Below are 23,114 nucleotides of genomic sequence, written 5' to 3' on the forward strand. Positions count from 1 at the left end.
AGCTTGAGCAGACTTTGGATGAAACCGATGGTCTGCCGCAAAGGCAGTCCAAACAGGTTCTTGATAGTCAAACAGAACTGAATAGCCACATCGCTATAGGTCTGCGTCCGTCCGCGCTTGCCCCGTGGAGTCGCCTGCCATGACATGCTCGTGTCCAGCCAGACGGACAGAGAGCCGCGTTGGATCAGGGCTTGGTTGTAGGCGTTCCAGTTGGTCGTTCGATAGCGTTTTGGAGCGGGCTTGGTCATGCCGCTATCTTACCAAGCTGTGGCGGGGAGGATTTGTGCAACAAAGCCCCTCGTAACTAAACTGTATCGTTTAATTTAAAATCAGTAATTTTTAATCATTTCAACTCAATGAAATCGAGGTGTGAAGCCCGTGAAGGCAGAATGAGCACAGAACAATCTTACTCTGCAATATTTCAAAAAATAATCAATAACGCAAGGGATTTAAAATTAAAAAATAAGCCCCCCAAAGATACTCTTTAATCACGCTCTCGCTCGCAAAATAATCTTGGTGATCCAAATCTATACATAGCTATATCCTCATTAATGTGAAAGATCCGAAAGGGATACTCCTCACCTATTTTCCTTAATATATTGAAATCACTAGCTAAGCTCCCCTTCTCGTACGAGTTTACATCAATCCTATCAATCCTAAATGAACGCACTCTTCCCAGCACATCATAAAATGGTGTGATACTGACCGTTCTACCTACATGTCCATCGCTGCCATCTAACGTAATGGCAATAGATTTAGTTTGCATTTCAATATCAATATAGCCTTTTACTACAACCTCTCGCCCCGTACGATTCGGGAGTCTCAATTCAGAAATTACCGTTTTACATGACAAAGAACTATCCATTTTATAATTGTAATACACAAAGCCAACATACCCTCCAACTATCATAGCTAATGGAAGTAAGTATAGTCTTTGCAAGTTTCTTGCTTCTTTAAAGACGGAGCCAATTCTGATTTTTCCGGACATAAAAAATAACTTTCTGCTCGGGGATTATTTGTAAAAAAAATCAAACTTTCCTTAGAGTCGTTAAATTTTCTCGGAGCATTGTCCGTATTGACAAGCCAGATATTTTCACGAAAACTCACCGGATGAAAGAAAATAAGATTTTTGGCAAGAATCAATCCAGCTCCAAACCCACAACCTAAAATAAAAATTATTATCGAAAGCATGGCAAACCAATTGCATGGCAATTTCTCTTCATGAAAAACAATCAATTCCTTGCTGAATTCATCTAGCTGAGGGCTATCTCCCTGGGACTCAGATTTTGTATATGGTGCGATGGGAAGATTGGAGTTAAAAGCTAATGTCCAACTAGCACAAGCATCAGCCTCATTATGGAAAACCGTAGACGACCCGGTATAGATACATCCCCGCCTAGGAATTGTTTTTATATTATGCTGGTCCAATCCAATTAAAGAAAATTGTCTTCTCAAATCAAAAATAAGGCGGTGATAACTATTATCAGTCACGATGACACTCGGCCAAACTGTATCCATTATTTGCCTCTTTCCCTCTATTTTATTTAACAAACATTCAAGAAGAAGAGCTTCTGTTTTTTTTAATGAATAGGTATCCCCCTCCTTTAGGCGGATAGTGCCAGTCCTAGCACAAAATATAGCCCTGCCATTTTCTATCAAGTAATACATATAATACCAACAGACCTATGTGATAAAATTTAACAGCGCGGTATAGAAAGCTAAAAATTAAATCATTAGTTTTTTAGCATCTTAAAACAGCAGCGCAAATGCCATTGGCGTTCTACTTAAACCTAGACTCAGAGCATGCTTCGCGTGCTAAGTAATTTAGCTGCAAATTCTTATTGCAACAATTATTTTGAAATAAAATTCGATATCGATTGAGACCAAAATCGGTACTTCCAAAGCCTAAAAGTTGTTTTGATGAGCGGTCGCTCCAAAGCCCACCGGCTGCGAGTCAAGAAGCTTCCCACGCCGCATCTCAAACTCAGTCCGTGCGCAAAACGCCAGAGACATCCGGTAGATACCTCCCCTGCGTGCTTGGCAGAGTACACTGTTACGTAGCCTAGCCACAACATGGTCTGCGGCAGACTGCGATCCCCGCATCCGGACACAATCGTCACAACCAGATCAGCGCGGCAAACGTCAACGGCTTTTGCTCAGTCAGAAATAAATAGCACGCAATTTATTTTATAACTATATCTTCCGTCATTGTAGTCTTCTAAGCTAACCGATTACTACTGCCCTTCAATCAGCTATAGGATTGATCGCTCTCACAGCCCGCACTTCGAGCATAGGGGCTTGCCTAGGCGATAGCAATGAATCATTTCTTTGGAGCAGATCACCCGCTTGGCCAATTTAGGATGGTTTACATCTAAACAGGTGCGAACGGTTGCATATATTTATCCTTGGTGTTGCTGTTCGCCGTACAGGGATCAAGCATGATTTTGCGAGTAAAAGTAAATAGGGAAGTGATCCTGCTTAATTCATTATGGAAATAAAATTAATTAAGAAAACTGACCTCCTCTACGGGAAGAGCAGATTTAGTGTAAAAATGCAGATCTGCTGATGATTACGCCGGGCTTTCTCACAAAGCATATTTAAAAATGCGCGCATAAAAATCAAACACACCATAAATGGAGGTTTATCGAACGCAGGAATATCTCAAAGCCATGTGAAATAAAATTTTCGTACCGCAACTAAATATGCATTCACTCAGACGATGCTCGAGAAATAGCGGCTGATAGTTTTACAAACTCACTTTTAGTGATATAAATATTTTGGCTTACACTGTTTACAATGAGCAACTGCCTACAAACTTGGGTTGCCTGAAGAATAACTTCGCAATTCCTTTTAGAGGGGACCGCCTTCAGCCTTGCATGAAGTTCGATCAAGCTGGATCGATTGCATACATGGCGGCCTGCTAAAAAAGGTCTACCTAAATGATCGTTTATCATTTCTACTCGCTAGAATGAGTTCATAATCCCTAAATTCTATGAACCCCCACCATTTTCATGAAATGAATTTTCCTTTCTATTCATTGTAAAGCCTAAAAACAGCTCAAAAACAGCGTTTAGTACGATGACCTAGCAACACATAGGCAAGAGCATTTTAAATGCCATGTACATTTTTTTAAAGAAATTAAAAAATTTTGGCATATTTCCACTCTAAAGGCAATCATCCACTCCTTCTCTGAGCTTAAATTTCATTCTTATTGAATAATAATATTAAATGCATACTTATTTTGCAAAATTTCTTTTTGCATTTCAACTGCAGCCTCGTCCCCACTTCGATGCCAAGTGAACCACACTATCCCCCAAAACGGCACAACCAACCCTAATCATGAAATACCCTACCAAAGGATTAAATCAGGAATGAATCAGAAATTCCAATGAAAACATCATTTTCTCTACTCGATGCGCTTGCTATAGTTTAGGTGTTGCGCTAGCTAAAGCGTGACATTCTACATTTTTTTAAACGTAAGGACGCCCATGAAATATGCAATTATCACCGCCTCCATACTTGGCATTTACTCTGCTGGAGCGATGGCCGGGTCAGATAAATTCACAGTATCGTTCTCTGGCCACATAGGCGCCGTAGCAAACCAATGCAAGGTCTCTGCTAACAAAGCACTTGATCTCAAGGCTGGCGAATACTCTTATGAGGTACTGAAGACCGGCAAACAGCAATCGGTGGAAACTATCGTCCCTGATGCTATTGAAGTCACTTGCGATACGAATACCACGCTTACTATCGGTACCAATTCAATACAAACAGAAGACCACGGTGTTACCTATTCGAATTTTGCCGCTTTTGACTCGAACACCAGCAACCTCAATAATATTGTCGGCAATAACACCTGGCCAATGACTCGTAGCTTGGGCACCTATAAACTAGTAGGTGGAGCCCCTAATGGCCTTAAACTTGAAATTGGTAGAGCGGCTGTTGGACTCTTTAACACTAGAGTTCAAGACAGCTCTGGCGACTACCAAGCAACCGGAAAATTTCAGAACGATAGTGGCCACCTGAATAACGATGGCTCTCTGGCATATATTTCAACAGAAAGTGGTGTTTATCATGTTACCGATAAAAAGGACAACCAGCCAATCTCCTCAAAAGGATTTAAATTTGACCTGGCTTACAGAGTAATGACTCATAAGATTGCAAGCAATGGCAACAATGATCATTATGAGCAGGTGGACAAGTCAAACCCTGTTGATATTAAAAAGGCTTGGCCGGTAACTGTTACATTTAATTAAAATCTTGCAATGACCAATACGAGTACCTGCGGTGCTCGTATTGGCCGGAATATCAATATGCCACACTTTTTAAAATTTCTCCTATGTCTTGCTTTGTTCACTCCACCATTCATATTTGCAGCGCCGGTACTGGGCAAGCTGACGCTTGACGTCAGCGCTGAAAAAAAACAAGGATCGATACGAGTCAAAAATACCGACCCCTATCCCGTACTGCTCTACAGCTCAACAGAATATGTGCCCGATAGTGAAGCGAAAAATTTCTTGGTGCCGACGCAGCCTGTTCTGCGACTGGAGGCCGGCGAAGAGAAAGATGTTCGTTTTGTCTTGCTGCTAAAAGAGCCGCCGCAGCAGGAGCTATATGGGCGTGCCTTGTTTGAGGCTATTCCCGCCTCCAAGGACAATGCGGTGGTAGTCAATATCAAACAGAGCATCCCAGCGATTGTGCGGATAGCCGATGCAGGATCGTCTCAACGTCGCTGGGAAGCTCTGGAGTGGCGCACAACAAGCGACAAGTCGATGACGGTGCGCAATCCCAGCAAAAGTGTCATTCGCATGGCAAGCATTATCAGCCTCACGCCCGGGGGCAAGACATTGGATCTGAAAAAAAGCTATATCCTGCCCGGCCAAAGTCTGAGTCTTCCGCTGCCTACTGCCAACCAGGGGATGCCAACCCAAGTGAAAATTACCCCTATAGCCGATGATGGAACGGCGATGCCACCGCATGTTTTCAAAGTCCAAAACTGACAAAAGCCAGGTCATTGCCCAAGCAGACAATAGTAAAAAGGGTGCGACCAAACATGCGAACTGTATTGAGCCATGAGATTAAAGATTGTTTGTCAATTCGTTTTGCTGGCATTGTCCGCTCATGGACATGCTGGCGAGACCTTGAATATCAGCAAGGAAGCCTTGAAGGCGCGTGGCCTGCCGGAGAGCCTGGCCGACTATTTCCGTGATGAACCGCGCTTTTTGCCTGGGCAACATCAAGTGGATGTGGTAGTAAATGGCCAGCCCATGGGGGCAATGACGGTGGAGATTCAGGACAGTGGTGCACTGTGCCTGACGCAAGCGCTGATCCAACAGCTTCGAATCAATCAGCCCTCGGAGGCTGGATCGAATCCAGATAGTTGCCTGGACCCTGGACTCACTTTCCCCGAAGCCAAAATATTCTACCGCCCCAATCAGGATAAAGTGGAGCTGGTGCTGGCGCCCGAACGTATTCGCAATGCCAAGGTGGATCAACTGGACACGCTGGCCACCCAAGCCCCGGCATTCCTATTGAATTACGCCGTGCAAGCCAGCAATAGCCAGGGGCAACAGCAAAACTCCCGCAGCTATAGCGCGGATACAGAGTTAGGCGTAAATTGGCAACGCTGGCTGCTGCGCAGCCGCCAGTCATTCAGCAGCAGCTCAACTGGCAGCGCCGATTGGCGGAGTCTGGGTAGCTATGCGCAAACCAGCGTGGACTCCATATCCAGCAGCCTGCAGTTAGGGGAAATTTCTGCTGCGAACAGTCTATTCAGCATTCCGGTTTTGCTGGGTGCCCAGTTATTCACCAACCAAGGCTTGGCCGGACTGCAGAGCGAGGGTTATACGCTGCGCGGAATTTCCAAAACCTATGCAACCGTTGAAGTACGGCAAATGGGCTCGCTGGTGCATAGCGCCATGGTGCCGCCCGGCCCTTTCACACTGAACAATATCATGCTGCTTAATGGCCGCGGGGACCTTTCGATTACCATCAAGGAGTCAGATGGCGAAACTCGCGATTACGTAGAAGCGATTTCTCCGCTCTATCAGCATGCCAACACCCAAAGCAGCAGCTATTCGGCAGCCGCGGGCATCATTCGCAAAGATGGTTTGTATACCAATGTAGTGACGCTGGGCTATACGCTGCCACTTGGCAGTAACAATATTCTGCAAAGCGGCGCACTTCTAGCAACGCAATATCAAAGCCTTGGCATTTCCTTGAACAGCTATCTCGGTTCAGGTCTCTCCATTGGCAATAATACCTTTTTCAGCCGTGATGCTGTACAACAGGCCAGTGGCTGGCAATCTACCTTCAATGCCGGTATTTCGCTATGGGACGGCAGCTCGCTTGGGATCAGTTATGGAGAGACCTCACGCCAGTATCGTGATCTGGGCAGCGGCACACCACTGGCGGGCAGCAACGGCAATCTAAAACAGCGTTATGGCTTGAGCTGGAGTCTAAATGGTAGCTTCGGCAATGCCAACCTGGGTTACAGCCAAAGCCACTACTGGCAGACCCAAAGCAACCAGAATCTGAACGCCAGCTGGTCTAAATCCATGGCAAAAGGAGGATTCGTTTCGCTTAACCTAAGCCAAGATAACAACAAACAATTATTGGCATTCATCAGTGTAAGTTATCCGCTCGGGGAGCGCCGTTTTTCTGCCTCGCTCAGCGGAAACCGTCAAGCGACGTCAGCCAATGCCTCACTTTCCGAGTCGCTGCAAAACGGGAGCTATAGCATCAACGCGGGAAAGAAGCTGAATGGAAGCGGTGAGTCATTAGGCGGTAATCTGCAATGGACTAGTCACCTCAGCAACATTAATTTGGCGGCCACTGCGTACAATAATTCCCGCACGTTCAGCGGCAGCGCGATTGGTAGTCTGGCTTGGCATCAGGGCGATATGATGGCCGCACCGTCCCGAGTCGCCGAAACTTTTGGCATTTTGACTGTGGAGAATGCTCCTGGCGTTCGCGTGGAACAACCTGGCGGTCAGGTATGGACAAATAGCCAAGGCAAGGCGCTACTGACTAGTTTGCCAGCTTACGCGTCTTCGCGTGTGGCTGTTGTCAGCAGCGATCTGCCAACGAATGTCGATCTCAAACATGGGATCCAGCAAGTCATGCCTTCATTTGCAAGCGTGTCGGTTTTGCGGGCGCAGGCAAAAAACTTGGAGCAACGATTCATTCGCGTACAGGATGCCAATGGCAAGCCACTGCCTGCTGGGAGTGCCATCATCGATGATAGGGGGCAACTCATCACCATACTAGGTCCTGAGGGCTTGGCCTTCCTAAGCGGCTCTCGTAGCGCAGCGGAATATCTTGTGGAAAAAAATCAGCAAAAATGCAGTTTCAAACTTCCTGAGCAAACTATAGCAAATCAGGAGATAGGCTCTGTTGTTGATGTGCCTTGCCTCCCGGCCAATGGATAAGGAAATTAAATGAAATTATTGTACATCTACATCAGCCTGGTGGGTCTATTTTTCAGCAGCACAAGCCTGGCGCAACCTTCCTGCAAAATCAGCTCAGACTTATACGTGATGGATTTTGGCGAACTAGCCAGAGTCAATATGCAAAGCACAAAAATATCAACCAAACTACGTCATGCCAGCCTGGGAAGCAAAACAGCCACCCTAAAGATTCAATGCGACACTCCACAAAAACTAAAACTCCGCTATTTAGCGGCAGCTTATGATGAAGCCACATACAAACTTGGCAGCAATGGAAAATTATTCATAACCTTAAGTGATACATTCGTCAACGGTGACAATGAGAAGCAACTGCTGAGCGATGGGAAAGAGCAATCACTAGAAATAGCACTAACACCTAATAGCTATGTGAAGCTTGCTAACGATAAAATGGTAACAGAAATGAAAGTCAACATTAAAGCCAGCCCAGTATTTGTAGATACCGGCTATCGGCGCGACTATGATAGTGAAATGCTTACTGAAGGCACGCTGGAGGTAAGCAGCCAATGAATTTGACACTGAAGCATTTTTCCAAACTATGCGCCTTGCTATGTGGCGCATTGTCACTGAGCAGCTTTGCATCGGAACAGACAAGCTCAGTTCAATTTAATTTCAAGGCAAAAATTTCACCACCGACATGTAGCTTTAGTCACGCCATCGCAACAAAAGGTGGCGCAATTCAAACTCAGAGGGTTCATTTTGATTATCAGAAACTGCAACTACCTCAGACCAAATCCAACACAGCCTTAAAACTAGGTCTAGAGGAAAAGGATGCAGAGCTTGGAATACAATGCGAGGCGCCAGTAGCAATCGCACTATTTGCTAAGGATGACTTCAGCCCCACAAAACAATCCTCTATTCCAGATGGAAGTTTTGCAGTCATTAATAACAAAAATCAGCTAGTTGGCCACTGGTGGCTGGGGCTGTCGAATCCTAGATACTCCGACGAAGACGAGCAGATGCAGCCTGCACGATTTGGTGTCTCATTTGGTGGGCAAAACAGAAGTGATGATTCAGGAAGGACAATCTTGCCCGCAGATAATCTATTACTGTCTTGGTTGAGCAATGGCCAAATGGTCATCGGCAAACGATACACCTTCAATGTTCACATATCACCTTTTCTATACCCCAACGCATTCCCCCTACAAGAAGAAAGTATTTTTAATGCAGGCGCGACAATACATATCAAGTACCTATAAGCCGGCTTACCACGACGTTATTGCATAACTCCATTATATAATGGTTTGACAAGGCTTGCAGACAACAAATCTCCTGCTCAAGCTGCGTTTAGCAAGCCACGTAGTTTGGCCTGCAGCCCCCTGAAAGTTGCTGGCACTTGACTGGAAGCAACGTTAAAGAGCCAAAACCCTGTCCTTCATCGTGCAGAATCATTCCCTATCTGGTCAATATCACTTGCTAAAAATATTTAGAGATGGAAAATGGAAAACGGCGGACCAACAGGTCCGCCGTCCTTCACCCGTCAAATAACGCAGCCCATCAGGCCAGCGCGTTCAAAACGCGCCCCATGCCCGCTCACTGCCCGGACAAGGTTTCCGCCCGGCCCACGCGGCTGCCGTCCTGGCTCACGCCGCGCCAGTAATTGGCCTGCACCTGCCGGCCTGGCTGATAGGTTTGCCAGCTGCGGCCGTCGGTCGAGTACTGCAGCCGCGCGCCCGGCCATTCCGTGGTGACGGCATACGGCCCGCTGCCGGGCTGCACCGCCGGCATCGGCAGGCGGTATCGCACGCCGGCTTTTTCCAACTTCGGCGCTTCGCGCCAGCCCAGCACGGCGGCAAACTGTTGCCAATCGGCGTTCAGCGCCGCCTTGTCCACCAGATGGGTGACGCCCAGCTGGTAGGTTTCGCCGGCCTGGTATGGCCGCTCCCACGCCGCCTTGTGCCAGGCGCGCTCGGCCAGCGCCAGCATGCGCGGGTAAACGCGCTGTTCAAACTCGGCATCAGTCCGCACGATCTCGCTCCACGCCTGCCCTTGCATGCCGGCAAAACGCGCCGGCGCGGCAGAGCTGGTCACGGCAAATGGCTTGCCTTGGCGGTCCGGCATCACTTCGGCGTTCTGCGCCAGGTTGTCCGGCGCGAAGCTGAACACCTTGTAGCTGTCGGTATCGCGCGAGGCCCAATAGTAGCCGTGCTCGCGCGGGTTCAGCTCGTAAGGGAAGTCGAAATACAGATAGTCCGGCATCGCCAGCACGGTCTTGAACCCCTTGTTGGCCAGGTCGCTTGACGATTGCGCTGCGCCCCAGTACAGGGTGTCCCATTCGGTGACCAGGGTATGCGCGGTGGCGAAGTCCGACGCGCCGGCCGCGCCGTGCACGCCATCCTGCCAGGCGCCCATGGCGGCGATGCCCTGGCTGGCCACGATGCCGCTGGCCTGGCGGGCGAAGCGCAATGGCAAATCGTCCACGCTCTTGATCTGGCCGCTGCTGACAAGCGCCTGGCAGGCCGGCGAGCGGCCCCACGGCTTGTCCTGTTGCGCCATTGTTACCTTGCCCTTGCCCGGATCGCTGCCGCTGACATCCTGAAAACCGCCGCCCAACAGGATATTCTTGGCCTCGTCGCCGCCAAAGTGCCAGGTCTGCAGCGGCTGGCCGGCTTCGTGGTGCATGGCCGCCACCTCGGACACCAGCTTGCTGACGAAGCGCTGGCTGCCCGGCACGCAGGGGTTCAGGTAGGTGTGGCGGTCGTAAAACTGCACCGACAAGGTATTCGATTGGTCCTGCGGGTCGAGCAGGCGGTATTCGCTGGCTGCCTGCGGCTGGCCTGCCGCCATCAGCTTGCGGTAACGCGCTTCCATGGACACCACGGCGGCGCGGGCGTGCGCGGGCATGTCGAATTCCGGGATCACCTCGATGAAATGCGCCTGGGCGTAGCGCACCAGATCGATGTAATCCGCGCGGGTCAGATAGCCGCCGCCGGACTGGTTGTCCGGGCCGGAACCCAGTTGCGGCAGCAGGCAGCGGGTTTCGCTCAAATCATGGCAGCGGCGCGCGCCGACGTCGGTCAATTCCGGCAGGCCAGGAATCTGCACGCGCCAGCCTTCGTCGTCGGACAGGTGCAGGTGCAGCTTGTTGAGCTTGTAGGCCGCCATCTGCTCAATCAGCCGCCGCACGGTAGCCGGTTGTTTGAAGTTGCGCGCCAGGTCCACCATCATGCCGCGATACGCATAGCGCGGCGCGTCTTCCACCGTCATCGCGGGGATGGCGCCGCCGCCTTGCGGCACCAGGCCCAGCAAGGTTTGCACGCCATAGAACACCCCCGCCGCATCATAGCCTTCCACCCTGACGCCCTGCTGGCCGATTGACAGGCGGTAACCGCCGGACACGGCGATGTCTGCCGGCAATTTGGTCCCGGCCACTCCCCCCGCCACCGGCGCCCCATTGGCGCGCAGCCCCAACTGCGCCGCGCGCTCTGCCAACGCCTGCCGCTGTGCAGGATCGAGCCCGGATAGATTCAGACTGAGCCCGCTCACCTGCACCTGGCCGCTGCCCGCTTGCTGCCGCATCACCGCGGGGATGGTGCGTTTTGCCACCTGCGCGGCAGACAGCGGCAACCCGCGCGGGGTAAAGGTGTGATAGCGCTGCTCCGGCGTGGCCAGCGGGCGCTGTTCGCCGGCCGGGTTCTTCCAGTTGTCGCCGGTCAGCGGCAGCAGGTAGCTGGCATCGTCGCTGCTGTCATGCTGCAGCAGGGCTGGCGGCTGGCCATCCACCACTACATAAGGCCGCGGCAGCACGTCGCTTTCCTGCAGCAGCCAGTATTCGTCTATCAGCGGCAGTTCCAGCTTCTGGCCGGCGGCCAGCCCCTGGAAGCCGGCCGTGGGCGTGAGCTGGTACAAGTCGCCAGTGATATGGCGGATGGCGAAGTCTGGCGAATCCAGCTTCAGAATGCGGCGGATGCTGTGCAGATACAGGCTCCATCCGCTGCCGGCCGGCACGACTTCACCGCCACGGTTCTCCAGAATCAGCCGGCCCTTCAGGCAGGAGGCCCAGTCCGCGCCCAGGTCGGCGCAGGGCGCGCCGGCAGCTGCGCCCTTATTGGTATCCACCGCCATTTTCAGCGACAGGCTCTGCCCCAACGCCGCCGCATCCGGCGCCGACCAGGCGGCGGACGACAAGGCTGCCAGCACAGCCATGCTCAGTAATCGTTTCAGGTTCATCTTCCTCTCCTCCTCCACAGCCATGCGAAGCCGACCCATCCAGCAAGGGCTCGGCAGGAATCATTTCAGCGCCAGATGCCAGCGCCATTTGGTATTAGATTGGTATTATTGGTGACATGCAATAGGTATTAACAACGCGGCTTGATGCAAGACAAATTGCCCGCGGCTCAGATGGCCGCCGGATGCTTGGGTTTTCTGGCTCAATTCACAATTAATATTGATTCTCATTAATATTAAGTGCTAGCATGCGCCTGCTTCGGCAGGACATCCGAATCCACATTCGGCCTCAGCCTGGCCCCCGTCATCCCAACCGCCGCTTACTCATGAAAAAATCCCCCATCTTCGTTGATTTCAGCCTGCTCAGGCTCAATCCGCATTTCCGCTGCATCTTCATCGCCCGCCTGATCTCGGTGTTTGCCTTCGGCATCCTGATGGTGGCGGTGCCGGTGCAAATCCATCAGTTGACCGGCTCCCCGCTGCAGGTGGGCATGGCCATGGCGCTGGACGGCATCGGCATGTTCGCCGGCCTGATGTGCGGCGGCGTGCTGGCGGACCGCATGGACCGCCGCCGGCTGATTCTGCTGGGTCGATCTTCCTGCGGCCTGGGCTTTTTGGCGCTGGCGGCCAACGGCTTTCTGGAGCAGCCGTCGCTGGCCGCGCTCTACGCGGTATCGGCTTGGGATGGTTTCTTCAGCGGCATCGGCATCACCTCGCTGATGGCGGCCATTCCGTCCATCGTCGGGCGTGAAAACCTGCCGGCGGCCGGCGCGCTGAGCATGCTGACCATGCGCCTAGGCGCGGTGCTGTCGCCGCTGCTGGGCGGCGCCGTGATCGCGGCCATCGGCGTCAACTGGAACTACCTGCTGGCCGGCCTCGGCACCTTGCTGACCCTGGTGCCGCTGACCCGCCTCCCCAGACTGCTGCCGCAAGGCGGCGAGCCCGCCCATCCCTTGCGCGCGCTGCGCGAAGGTTTCGGCTTTCTGCTGCAGGACAAGGTGGTCGGCGCGGTGGTGGCGGTAGGCACGCTGCAGGCTTTGCTGGCTTCGGTGCGGGTGCTGTATCCGTCGCTGGCGGAGGATGGCTACGGCAGCGGCGCTTTCGCCGTGGGCCTGATGTATGGAGCGGTGCCGCTGGGCGCCATGCTGGGCGCCTTCACCAGCGGCTGGGTGGCCGGCTTGCGCCGTCCCGGCGCCGCCATGCTGGCCGCCCTGCTGGCTTCCGCGCTGGCCCTGGCCTCGCTGGGCTGGATCCCTCACCTGGCAGCCGCGCTGGCGGCGCTGGCTGTAGTGGGCTACTTCGGCTCCATCGTCTCTTTGCTGCAGTTCACACTGGTGCAGGGCCGCACGCCGGACCACCTGCTGGGGCGCGTCAACAGCCTGTGGAACGCGCAGGACGTGACGGGCGACAGCCTGGGCGCTTTCGGCCTGGGCGCGCTGGCGCGGCTTTTGGCGCCGATGGCCGCCACCGCTGCGCTCGGCCTGAGCGCGGCGGCAGCCGGACTGGCGATGCTCGCCGGCTTTGGCCAACTGCGCCGGCTGCGGCATGGCGCGGGCAGCGAATCCCCGACGCCTAAAGCGGCTCCGCAACAGAGCTGATCCCAGCGTCGTTGCGTCCGGCGGCGCGCGATAGAAACCAGATTTCTGCACGCGCCGCCGCTTTATTGAGAATGATAATGCAAACAATTCCTATTTACATTAAGGTAGATTGGTGCGACAATACGTCAACCATTTGACATTGATTGCGCAAATATTCCGCTGGCCTCAATAAAACCTTGCCACAGCGCCGCGCCTGCCAAGTGGACAACCGTTCCGTGATGAACTCTGGGTTTAGACAATGAAAAACAATCGCCTCCCACGCCAGGGCTTCCGACTGGCGCTGCTCTCTGCTGCCGTCTGCAGCCTGCACCTCCCCGCCGCCTATGCTGCGGAAGCTGAATTGCCGACCGTAGTCGTCACCGCCACCGGTTACGAACAAAAGATCAAAGAAGCGCCCGCGAGCATTTCCGTGATTACGAGAGAGCAGCTGGAAAAGAAGCCTTACACCAATTTGACCGATGCCCTCAGTGATCTGGAAGGCATCAACATCAATGGTTCCGGCCCGGGCGACAAGGACATTTCCATCCGTGGCCTGCCCGGCGAATATACGCTGATCATGGTGGATGGCCGCCGCCAGAATACCCGCGAGACGCGCAGCCGCGGCACCGGCGGCTTCCAGCAATTCCAGATTCCGCCGATGGAAGCGATTGAACGCATTGAAGTCGTGCGCGGCCCGATGTCTTCGTTGTATGGCTCCGACGCCATGGGCGGCGTGGTCAACATCATCACCCGCAAAGCGCCGAAGGAATGGCACGGTTCGATGACGCTGGGCGGCACCATCACCGAACACTCCAATGAAGGCAACACCGGCCAGAGCAGCTTCTGGGTGGGCGGCCCGCTGGTGAAGGATCTGCTGTCGCTGCAACTGTATGGCGCGCTGAATAATCAGGCAGAGGACAATATCTTCTACGCCAACAGCGGCGATGGCGGCAAAGTCGGCACACACTTGGGCGACATCAACGCCAAGCTGAGCTTTACCCCCAACAAGGATCACGAGATCACCTTCGAAGCCGGCCACAATGAGTTGCGTCAGACCACCACGCCCGGCAAGAGCGTTGGTCTCTATTTGAAGGGAACCACGCCGAATACCAAGGACGATTATTTTGACGTCCGCGACCACTGGAGCCTGAGCCACAACGGCAAGTACGGCAATATCCGCTCCAATCTGGCCCTGTATCAGGAAATCGAAAAACCCAGCCACAGCGTCAACAACGTCGATGACGGCAAAAGCCTGAAGCTGACCAATACCACGCTGGATGGGCAACTGACCTTCCTGTTTGATCGCCACACGTTCAAGGTAGGCAGCCAGGTCGGCCAGCAAGTCGGGGACAATATGGCCGCGCAGGAAGCGCTGCTGCCCCCATTCAAATTCACCGGCACGCCCAACCCTAACAAGATTACCGTCAATACTTGGGCGTTATTCGCGGAAGACACTTACGACCTAACCGACACCCTGAAGCTGACCGGCGGCGGCCGTCTGGACCATCACAGCGTCTTCGGCAGCCACTTCACGCCGCGCCTGTACCTAGTGGATCAACTGAACGCCAACTGGACATTGAAAGGCGGCGTGGGCAAGGGCTTCAAGGCGCCGACCATCCGCCAGAGCACCGACGGCTACTGCATGCGCACCGGCAGCCAGGTTGAAACCGGCCTGCTGTGCGGCAACTCCAAGCTGAAGCCGGAAGAAAGCACCACTTACGAAGCCAGCCTGCACTTCGACGACAACCAAGGCTTGAACGCAAACGCCACCGCCTTCTTCAACCGCTTCCGCAACAAGGTGGTGAGCTACGGCACCGACCAATTCACCAACGAATTGATCGCCAAGGGCAATCCGGCTCGCGTCTACGTATACGACAACGTGGACAACGTGGACATCCATGGCCTGGAGTTCTCCGGCAGCTGGGCGTTTGCGCCGCGCTGGACCGTGTCCGGCAACTACACCTACACCAAGTCCAAGCGCCACGGCGGCAAGGAAACCAGCTACTCCGGCCAATCGCTGGAAGGCATGCCGCTGGACAAAACCCCGGAACATGCCGGCAACGTCAAACTGGCTTGGAACCCGGTGGAAAAACTGGATGTGTACAGCCGCCTCAACTTTGAAGGCAAGCAGTACTACACCGGTTTCCGCAACGGAGCCAACGTCGTCCGCACCCGCGGCGGCTCCAGCACCTGGGATCTGGGCGGCACCTACCAGATCAACAAGACCTTCGACGTCAACTTCGCCGTGCTGAACGTGGGCGACCGCAAAGTCGCCATCGACGACCGCGCACGCGACAACGGCCTCAACGGCAACTGGATGGTCGACGAAGGCCGCCGCTATTGGCTGACCCTGACCGGCAAGTTCTAAACCCCGCACTTCCCGTCCGCTTGGCTCAAGCAGACGGGAAGCCGCGCACGGCAGTTGCCGGACCCTTCAGGTCCGCCAACTGCCTGTTCCCGTTTATGCAATAGGAGAAATCAAGATGCTGAGCAGCCGCGCTTCTTTGACCACCGCCCACGCCGACAAGGTGCTGTACAAGCTGTGCAAGCACTACGCGCTGAAAGTGCCGGTGGATTTCGACACCCATCGCGCCCACGTGCAGTTTCCCATCGGCACCTGCGACATCCAGCGCCAGGGCGACACGCTGGACATGGTGTGCGCGGCGGACGCGGCCGACAAGCTGGCCAAGATCGAATTCATCATGGACGAGCACCTGGGCTTGATGGCCAAGCAGCCGGAACTCAAGCTCGACTGGCAGAAGTAAAGGATTCCCGATGACAACCCTATTCTCCCGCCTGCTGCTGGCAGCGCTGTTCGCCACAAGCGCGCTGACCGCCCAGGCCGCCGTCATCACCGACATCGCCGGCCGCAAAGTGGACGCGCCGGCCAAGACGCAGCGCATCCTGCTGGGCGAAGGCCGGCTGTTCTACGCGCTGGCGCTGCTGGAAGGCAAGCAGCCGCTGGCCCGCATTGCCGGCTGGCAAGGCGACTTCCGCCAGCTGGACCCGCAAACCTACGCCCAATACAAAAAGCGCTTCCCCGAAATTGACCGCATCCCGCTGATAGGCGGCACCAGTGAGAACTCGGTCAGCGCCGAGAAAGTGCTGGCGCTGAAACCGGACATCGCCATCTTCAGCGTCTCCGGCCACGGCCCCGGCCTGAACAACCCCATCGTCAAACAGCTGCAAGCCGCCAAAGTGCCGGTGGTGTTTGTCGATTTCCGCAACGCCCCGCTGGAGCACACCGTGCCCAGCCTGCGCATCATGGGCCAGGCGCTGCAGCGCGAGGCAGAGGCGGAGCGTTTCATCCGCTTCTATCAAAGCAAAATGGACGCCATCCGCCACACCGTGGCCGCCATCCCGGCGCAGCAGAAGCCCAAGGTGTTTCTCGACCTGCGCGCCGGCGCCTTCCCCAATGTCACCAGCGCCGGCAAAGGCAGCCTGGGCGAGCTGGTGGATGCCGCCGGCGGCGTCAATATCGGCGACAAGCTGATTCCGGGCGCGGTGGGCGAAGTCAATATGGAGCACATCCTGGCCGCCAAGCCGGACTGGTATATCGGCACCGGCAGCGCCGCGCCCGGCGACAAGGCCGGCATCCAGTTCGGCGCGGATATCGCGCCGGCCCAGGCGCGCGCCTCGCTGGCCGCAGCCGCCGCGCGCAAGCCGGTGGGCGCGCTGGCCGCCGTGCGCGAGGGCCGCACTTTCGGCGCCTGGCACCACTTCTACAACACGCCTTACCACATCGTGCTGCTGGAAGCCTTCGCCAAAACGCTGCAGCCGCAGCGCTTCGCTAAGCTGGACCCCGACGCCAGCTGGCAACAACTGCACCGCGACTTTCTGGCGATCCCGCCGCAGGGCACGTACTGGGCGAGGGGCGGCAAATGATGGAACACGCCATGGCGGCGCCCGCCGCCTCGGCCATCTGCGCCGACTACCGACGGCGCTTGCTGCGCCGGCTGTTGCTGATCGCGTTTTTGATCGGGCTGATATTCGCCTCGCTGACGCTGGATGTCACCACCGGCGCCAGTGGCCTGCCGCTGGCCGAGTTCTGGCAAACGCTGCTTGAGCCGGCCACGGCTGATCCGTCCACCGCCGTCATCGTATGGGACATCCGCCTGCCCTACGCCCTGATCGCCGTCGCCGCCGGCCTGGCGCTGGGCCTGGCCGGCGCGGAGATGCAGACCGTGCTGCACAACCCGCTGGCCGACCCGTTCACGCTGGGCCTGCAGCCAGCGGCGGCGTTTGGCGCGGCGCTGGCCATTCTGCTGAACCTCAGCCTGCCCGGCGTGCCGGCGGCGTGGATGCTGCCGGCCAACGCCTTTGTCTTCGCCCTCGGCTCCGCGCTGCTGCTGGACGGCGTGGCGCGTGTGACGCGGATGGCCGCCAGCGGCGTGCTGCTGTTCGGCATCGCGCTGTTCTTCAGCTTCAACGCCCTGGTTTCGCTGCTGCAGTTCGTTTCCACCGCCGACGCGCTGCAAGACCTGGTGTTCTGGCTGATGGGCAGCCTGTCGCGCGCCGACTGGCCCAAGCTGGGGCTGCTGTTCGGCGCTTTTGCGCTGATTCTGCCGTGGTCCATGGCCAATGCCTGGCGGCTCACCGCGCTGAGGCTGGGCGAGGACCGCGCCGCCAGCTTCGGCATAGACGTGCGCCGGCTGCGCCTGGCGTCCTTGCTGCGCGCCAGCCTGCTCACCGCGCTGGCGGTGGCCTTCGTCGGCACCATAGGCTTCATCGGCCTGATCGCGCCGCACATCGCGCGGCGGCTGGTGGGCGAGGATCATCGCTTCTATCTGCCGGTCAGCGCGCTGACCGGCGCCGCCATCCTGTCGCTGGCCTCCTGTGTCACCAAGAACCTGATTCCCGGCGTCATCGTGCCGGTGGGCATCGTCACCTCGCTGGTGGGCATACCCTTCTTCATCGCCATCGTGCTGCGCAACGGAGGTCGGACATGAGCGGGCCTCTGTCGCTGGAAAACCTGTCGGTGAGCTACGGCAAACACCGGGTGATAAACAAGCTCAGCGTGCCCAGCCTGGCGGCCGGAGAAGTCGCCGCCCTGCTCGGCCCCAACGGCAGCGGCAAATCCACGCTGCTGCGCGCGCTGGCAGGCCTGCAGGCTTGCGACGGCGCGGTGCGGCTGGGCGATAGGCCATTGAACCGCCGCCACGGCGAGGCCGCCTATCTGCCGCAAACGCTGCCGCCCTGCGTGCATCTGACGGTGTTCGAGTCCTTGATGGTGGCCGGCCAGGCCACGGCTGCGGGTCTGTTTCGCCGCCATGGCGACGACGAGGTGGTGGCGCTGCTGGAGTCCTTGGGCATCGCCCACCTGGCGCGCCATTATCTGGACCAACTGTCCGGCGGCCAGCGCCAGCTGGTGGGCATCGCCCAGGCCTTGATCCGCGAACCGGCGGTGCTGCTGCTGGACGAGCCGCTATCGGCGCTGGACCTGAACTACCAGTTCCACGTCATGGACCTGCTGCGCCGCGAAACCCGCCGCCGCGGCATGGTGACAGTGATCGTGCTGCACGACCTCAACGCCGCGCTGCGCCATACCGACCGCGTGCTGATGCTGAAAGGCGGCCAGTTGCTGGCCAACGGCCGGCCGGAGCAGGTCATCGATGCCGCCACGCTGCGCGCGGTCTACGGCGTGACAGGACGCGTGGAGCGCTGCCCGCAAGGCGTGCCGCATATTCTGGTGGATGGATTGGCAGGCCGCGCCGGCTAAGGCGCCTGCTCGCCGCGGCCCGCCGGCCGCGGCAGTCATCGCCGTAAATTTTGCAGATTTCCGCATAGTTAATTGCAATTGATACTCAATCGCATTTATTATGCGACATCATCATTCCGCAAGCCGCCTGCGCGGCTCATCCAGCAGCACATCATGAACCCGACACCGTCCCGCCTCCCCGTCAGCGCCGCCCAGCACGGCATCTGGATGGGCCAGCAACTGGCAGCGCACAATCCATCCTACTGGACCGCCGAAGCGATAGAACTGCGCGGCCCTCTCCTTGCCGAGGCGCTGCTCGAATCCGCGGCGGAAGTGCTTGCACACTGCCCGGCGCTGAACATGCAGTTCCACTTCGACGGCGAATCGCTGTGGCAGCAGCCGCATGCGGAACGGTTTTCTCCCCCTGGCCTTCATGACCTGAGCGGCGCGGCCGATCCGCGCGCGGCCGCCGATGCCTGGATGCGCGAGTCCCTGTCCCGCCCCTGGCAAACCGATTCCGAACGCCCGTTCCGCGCGGCGCTGCTGAAACTCGGCCCTCGCCATCACCTGTGGTATCTGCAAACGCACCACATCGCGCTGGACGGCTACGGCTACGGCCTGCTAGCCAAGGCGATCGCTGCGCGCTACAGCGCGCGGGCGTCCGGCCAAGCCATGCCTCCCCTGCCCGACTGGTCGCTGCAAAAAGTGCTGGCGGAAGACCAGGCTTATCGCGCATCGATGGATCGGGACCATGACCGCGCCTTCTGGCAACAACGGCAAGGCTATTTTCCGGCCGCGGTGACGCTCGCGCCGCCGCAGCCACTGGCCGATCATGTCGCCAAGGCCGGCGGCATGCTGGACGCGCGGCAGATCGCCAGCTGGCAGCTTGCCGCCAAGACATGCGGCGCCAATTGGGGAGGTTGGCTGCTGGCCGCGGTTGCCGCCTGGCTGGCGGAACACTCCGGCCGCCGCGACATCACCCTGGGCCTGCCGGTGATGAACCGCATCGGTTCCGCCGCGCTGGACATCCCCTGCATGGCGATGAATATCGCCCCGTTCAGCCTGCGGCTGACGCCAGGCGACACGCTGGCGGAACTGGTGCGCCAATCGGAAGATGGCCTGCGCGCCATCCGCCCCCGCCAGCGCTACCGCTACGAGTGGCTGCGCGGCGATCTGGGCAGGCTGGCCGGCAATGACCGGCTGTTCGGCCCCGTCGTCAATCTGATGCCGTTCGACCGCCGCGCGCCGTTCGCGGGGTTGGATGCCCGCATCCTGCCGATCAGCGCCGGGCCGGTGGAAGATCTGTCCATCAACCTCAGCCTGCTGAATACAGAATGGCGTTTCAGCCTGGAGGCCAATCCGCGCGCTTATCCGCCAGAGCGGCTGCAAGCGCTGTGGCAATCGCTGCTGCGCTGGCTGGACAAACTGGCTCAAACAGAACCCGCCACGCCGTTGGCAGAGCTGCTGCCCCATCTGCCGCCCTTGTCCGTGCTGCACGGCCCCGCGCTGGCTAGCCCGCCGCAGGACGTCATGACCCATCTGGCCGAGCAAGCCGCCAGCCAGCCGGATGCGGCGGCGCTGGTCTGCGGACCGCAAACACTGAGCTATAGCCACTTGCTGGCCAGAGTCCAGGCCCTGGCCGGTCAATTGCGCGCCCAGGGCCTGCAGGACGGCGAGCGAGTGGCGATTCTGCTGCCGCGCGGCGTCGATGCGATCGTCGCCATTCTGGCCACGCTATGGGCAGGCGGCTGCTATGTCCCGCTGGACCCGCACGGCCCGCCGGCGCGCCTGCAAATGGTATTGGACGATGCCGCGCCCAAGCTGGCGCTGACCTGGCAGCGCTGGGCGGCGCAGCTGGGCGGCATCGCCACGCTATGCCTGGACGAGGCCTTGCCTTTCGCGCCATCGCAGATGCGCGCCATGCCCGCGGCGGCGCATCTGCCAGCCTACCTGCTGTACACCTCCGGCTCCACCGGCAAGCCCAACGGCGTGCTGGTAGGCCGCGGCGCCTTGGCGCATTTCGTCTCCAGCGCCGGCCAGTTCTACCGGTTTGCCCAGGGCGAACGCATGCTGCAGTTCGCGCCGCTGCATTTTGACGCCAGCGTGGAGGAAATCTTCCTCGCGCTATGCCATGGCGGCACCTTGCAGGTGCGCGACGAAGCCATGCTGGAGTCCATGCAGGCCTTTGTCGATGCCGTATCCGGGCTGGGCATTGACGTACTGGACCTGCCCACCGCCTTCTGGCATGAGCTGGCCTATGCGCTGACGCCGCAGCTGGCCGAGCAGCTGTCCGGCGTGCGCCTAGTCATCATCGGCGGCGAAGCCGCCCTGCCCGAGCGCGCCAGCCGCTGGCGCGAGCTACTGCCAAATTGTGTCCTGCTGAACAGCTACGGCCCGACCGAGGCATCCATCATCGCCACCGGCGCCATTCTGTCCGGCCCCGGCGCGGCATGGGACGGTTCGGACAGCCTGCCCATCGGCCTGCCCCGCCCCGGCGTGGACGCCGTCATTGTGGACGAGACATTGCGCCCGGTTCCGGCGGGCGAGGCCGGCGAACTTTGCCTGCTGGGCGAGGCCTTGGCGCTGGGTTATCTGCACCGGCCGGAATTGACCGCGCGCCGCTTCGTCGAACTGAGCGCCCTGCCCGGCTCGCCGCGCGCCTACCGCACCGGAGATCGAGTCGCCTGGCGCGATGGCCAGCTCCGCTTCCTGGGCCGCTTGGACCAGGAGCTGAAGATCAGCGGCCTGCGAATCGATCCGGCCGAAGTGGAAAACGCGCTGCTGGCCCATCCCTCGGTGCGGGAAGCCGCGGTGATCGGCCTGCCGCGGGCCGGAGGCGGCTACACGCTGGCCGCCTTCCTGAGCGGGGAGGAGCAAGCCGATGCGGCCGCGCTGCGCCACGCGCTGGCGGATGTCTTGCCCGCCGCCGCCATTCCTGACCGCTGGCACTGGCTGCCGCAACTGCCGCGCAACGTCAACGGCAAGATAGACCGCAAGCAGTTGGCCCTGCTGGCCGATGACGCGCCCGCCGCTTCGTCGGACGCCGGAGATGCCACGCCGCTGCAACAAAAGATCATGGCCGTCTGGCAGCAGGTGTTGGGCGCTATGCCGGACAGCCTCCATGCCAATTTCTTCGCCATGGGCGGCAAATCGCTGCAGGCGATTCAAGCCGCCAACCGGCTGAGCCGCGAGCTGGAGCGCGAAGTCCCCGTTTCCGCCTTGTTCACCCATCACACCGTCAGCGCACTGGCGCAAGCGCTGTCCGCCCCGGCGGCGCACCGGCCGCCCGCGCAAGACAGTGACCCGTTCGGCCCCTTGCTGACCATACAGCCTGGCGCGCTGCCGGCGCTGTTCTGCCTGCATCCGGCGGAAGGACTGTCCTGGTGCTATCTGGGCCTGGCGCGCCACCTGCCCGGCGTAGCCATCTACGGCCTGCAGGCAGCGGGCATACGCGGCGAGACGCCGGACAGCTTCGCAGCCATGGTGGATGGTTATATAAAGCAAATCCGCGCCATTCAGCCGCGCGGACCGTACCGGCTGCTCGGCTGGTCGCTGGGCGGCGCGCTGGTCCAGGCCATGGCCGCCGCGCTGCAACAAGCCGACGAAAACATAGAACTCTTGGCGCTGATGGACAGCTACCCGGTCACACGCTGGCAAGGCCGTCCCGCCCCCACCCTGCGCGACGCGCTGGTGACGGTGCTCAGCGTCAACGGCGAACTCGACGTCGATCCCGATGGCCAGCCCCTGGACAACGAGGCCATCTACCAGCGGCTGCTGCGCCCCGGCAGTCCGCTGGCGCCGCTGGGCCGTGCCGCGCTGGAGAAACTCGCCTTGGCGTCGTGGCAAGGCATGCAGCACTTCCGCGCCAGCCAGACGCCGCGCTGCCACGGCGACATGCTGTTGTTCCGCGCCAGCCATCATCCTGCGGATGGACCGCAGGCAGCCGACTGGGAGCCCTACCTGAACGGCCGGCTGGAGGTGATGGAGCTGGACTGCGATCACATCGGCATGAGCGATCCGCAACCCATGCGGCGGATCGGGGAAGCGCTGGCCAGGCGGCTGATAACGGGGTAATGCTTGCCGGGCAATGCCCGGCGCAAAGCAATACTCCACCCTCCATCTAGTTTTCGGAAAAACAAATCTCATACCAAATGAATTAAGCCGCATTTTTACAGTTGACTTAGTCCAGCTTTGGCTATAACTTTG

The 23,114-nt window shown here is 57.8% G+C and carries 15 protein-coding genes; 12 read left to right on the forward strand and 3 right to left on the reverse strand.

All coding sequences use genetic code 11. The features are described 5' to 3' along the window. Both C2134_RS01640 and C2134_RS21065 read right to left on the reverse strand, forming a co-directional pair. Window positions 1–248, reverse strand: a 248-nt coding sequence (locus C2134_RS01640; protein WP_199179847.1) for a transposase, incomplete at its 3' end; no start/stop codon positions are given. A 664-nt stretch (window positions 249–912) separates the two neighbouring features. Continuing rightward, window positions 913–1,668 (reverse strand): winged helix-turn-helix domain-containing protein, encoded by a 756-nt coding sequence (locus C2134_RS21065; protein WP_146042057.1) that lies wholly within the window; start codon window positions 1,666–1,668, stop codon window positions 913–915. A gap of 1,820 nt (window positions 1,669–3,488) precedes the next feature. On the opposite strand from C2134_RS21065, the gene C2134_RS21070 reads away from it, so the two are divergent. From C2134_RS21070 to C2134_RS21075, 5 genes are all read left to right on the forward strand, one after another. Continuing rightward, entirely contained in the window at window positions 3,489–4,256 is a 768-nt protein-coding gene (locus tag C2134_RS21070) for a hypothetical protein (protein ID WP_146042058.1), read from the forward strand. Between the two features lie 9 nt (window positions 4,257–4,265). Next, window positions 4,266–5,000 carry a fimbria/pilus periplasmic chaperone gene (locus C2134_RS01645; RefSeq protein WP_103317011.1) on the forward strand — a complete coding sequence of 245 codons (735 nt, stop codon included), beginning with the start codon at window positions 4,266–4,268 and terminating at the stop codon, window positions 4,998–5,000. A 141-nt stretch (window positions 5,001–5,141) separates the two neighbouring features. Continuing rightward, window positions 5,142–7,430 (forward strand): fimbria/pilus outer membrane usher protein, encoded by a 2,289-nt coding sequence (locus C2134_RS01650; RefSeq protein WP_158248664.1) that lies wholly within the window; start codon window positions 5,142–5,144, stop codon window positions 7,428–7,430. 9 nt (window positions 7,431–7,439) lie between these two features. Further along, complete coding sequence (locus tag C2134_RS01655; protein WP_103317016.1) at window positions 7,440–7,976, forward strand: DUF1120 domain-containing protein; 537 nt, start codon at window positions 7,440–7,442, stop codon at window positions 7,974–7,976. Continuing rightward, the gene (locus C2134_RS21075; RefSeq protein ID WP_146042059.1) at window positions 7,973–8,665 is read left to right on the forward strand and encodes a hypothetical protein; all 693 of its coding nucleotides are present in this window, start codon (window positions 7,973–7,975) and stop codon (window positions 8,663–8,665) included. Before C2134_RS01655 ends, C2134_RS21075 begins: the two co-directional genes overlap by 4 nt. A gap of 334 nt (window positions 8,666–8,999) precedes the next feature. Here the strand turns inward: C2134_RS21075 and C2134_RS01660 are convergent, their stop codons facing one another. Beyond that, the gene (locus C2134_RS01660) at window positions 9,000–11,636 is read right to left on the reverse strand and encodes a family 20 glycosylhydrolase (protein WP_103317018.1); all 2,637 of its coding nucleotides are present in this window, start codon (window positions 11,634–11,636) and stop codon (window positions 9,000–9,002) included. A gap of 323 nt (window positions 11,637–11,959) precedes the next feature. Here C2134_RS01660 and entS point away from each other — a divergent pair, with 323 nt between their 5' ends. From entS to C2134_RS01695, 7 genes are all read left to right on the forward strand, one after another. Beyond that, window positions 11,960–13,231, forward strand: a complete 1,272-nt coding sequence (gene entS / locus C2134_RS01665; RefSeq protein WP_103317020.1) for an enterobactin transporter EntS — start codon at window positions 11,960–11,962, stop codon at window positions 13,229–13,231. 238 nt (window positions 13,232–13,469) lie between these two features. After that, the gene (locus C2134_RS01670; protein ID WP_103317022.1) at window positions 13,470–15,578 is read left to right on the forward strand and encodes a TonB-dependent receptor domain-containing protein; all 2,109 of its coding nucleotides are present in this window, start codon (window positions 13,470–13,472) and stop codon (window positions 15,576–15,578) included. A 115-nt stretch (window positions 15,579–15,693) separates the two neighbouring features. Further along, window positions 15,694–15,975, forward strand: a complete 282-nt coding sequence (locus C2134_RS01675) for a DUF2218 domain-containing protein (RefSeq protein ID WP_103317024.1) — start codon at window positions 15,694–15,696, stop codon at window positions 15,973–15,975. A gap of 10 nt (window positions 15,976–15,985) precedes the next feature. Beyond that, a complete protein-coding gene (locus tag C2134_RS01680; RefSeq protein ID WP_103317026.1) occupies window positions 15,986–17,095 on the forward strand; it encodes an ABC transporter substrate-binding protein in 1,110 nt (369 codons plus the stop codon). Further along, entirely contained in the window at window positions 17,092–18,159 is a 1,068-nt protein-coding gene (locus C2134_RS01685; protein WP_103317028.1) for a FecCD family ABC transporter permease, read from the forward strand. Before C2134_RS01680 ends, C2134_RS01685 begins: the two co-directional genes overlap by 4 nt. Continuing rightward, a complete protein-coding gene (locus C2134_RS01690) occupies window positions 18,156–18,929 on the forward strand; it encodes an ABC transporter ATP-binding protein (RefSeq protein WP_103317030.1) in 774 nt (257 codons plus the stop codon). Before C2134_RS01685 ends, C2134_RS01690 begins: the two co-directional genes overlap by 4 nt. Before the next feature lie 153 nt (window positions 18,930–19,082). Further along, window positions 19,083–22,982 (forward strand): non-ribosomal peptide synthetase, encoded by a 3,900-nt coding sequence (locus tag C2134_RS01695; RefSeq protein WP_103317032.1) that lies wholly within the window; start codon window positions 19,083–19,085, stop codon window positions 22,980–22,982. Window positions 22,983–23,114: the final 132 nt, after the last annotated feature.

The sequence above is a fragment of the Chromobacterium sinusclupearum genome, from assembly GCF_002902845.1.
GTDB lineage: Bacteria > Pseudomonadota > Gammaproteobacteria > Burkholderiales > Chromobacteriaceae > Chromobacterium > Chromobacterium sinusclupearum.

What these genes read in the sequence shown, in the direction of transcription:
- C2134_RS21065 (WP_146042057.1), bottom strand. Translation starts at nt 1,668, where the DNA reads ATGTATTACTTGATAGAAAATGGCAGGGCTATATTTTGTGCTAGGACT.
- C2134_RS21070 (WP_146042058.1), top strand. Translation starts at nt 3,489, where the DNA reads ATGAAATATGCAATTATCACCGCCTCCATACTTGGCATTTACTCTGCT.
- C2134_RS01645 (WP_103317011.1), top strand. Translation starts at nt 4,266, where the DNA reads ATGACCAATACGAGTACCTGCGGTGCTCGTATTGGCCGGAATATCAAT.
- C2134_RS01655 (WP_103317016.1), top strand. Translation starts at nt 7,440, where the DNA reads ATGAAATTATTGTACATCTACATCAGCCTGGTGGGTCTATTTTTCAGC.
- C2134_RS21075 (WP_146042059.1), top strand. Translation starts at nt 7,973, where the DNA reads ATGAATTTGACACTGAAGCATTTTTCCAAACTATGCGCCTTGCTATGT.
- C2134_RS01660 (WP_103317018.1), bottom strand. Translation starts at nt 11,636, where the DNA reads ATGAACCTGAAACGATTACTGAGCATGGCTGTGCTGGCAGCCTTGTCG.
- entS (WP_103317020.1), top strand. Translation starts at nt 11,960, where the DNA reads ATGAAAAAATCCCCCATCTTCGTTGATTTCAGCCTGCTCAGGCTCAAT.
- C2134_RS01670 (WP_103317022.1), top strand. Translation starts at nt 13,470, where the DNA reads ATGAAAAACAATCGCCTCCCACGCCAGGGCTTCCGACTGGCGCTGCTC.
- C2134_RS01675 (WP_103317024.1), top strand. Translation starts at nt 15,694, where the DNA reads ATGCTGAGCAGCCGCGCTTCTTTGACCACCGCCCACGCCGACAAGGTG.
- C2134_RS01680 (WP_103317026.1), top strand. Translation starts at nt 15,986, where the DNA reads ATGACAACCCTATTCTCCCGCCTGCTGCTGGCAGCGCTGTTCGCCACA.
- C2134_RS01685 (WP_103317028.1), top strand. Translation starts at nt 17,092, where the DNA reads ATGATGGAACACGCCATGGCGGCGCCCGCCGCCTCGGCCATCTGCGCC.
- C2134_RS01690 (WP_103317030.1), top strand. Translation starts at nt 18,156, where the DNA reads ATGAGCGGGCCTCTGTCGCTGGAAAACCTGTCGGTGAGCTACGGCAAA.
- C2134_RS01695 (WP_103317032.1), top strand. Translation starts at nt 19,083, where the DNA reads ATGAACCCGACACCGTCCCGCCTCCCCGTCAGCGCCGCCCAGCACGGC.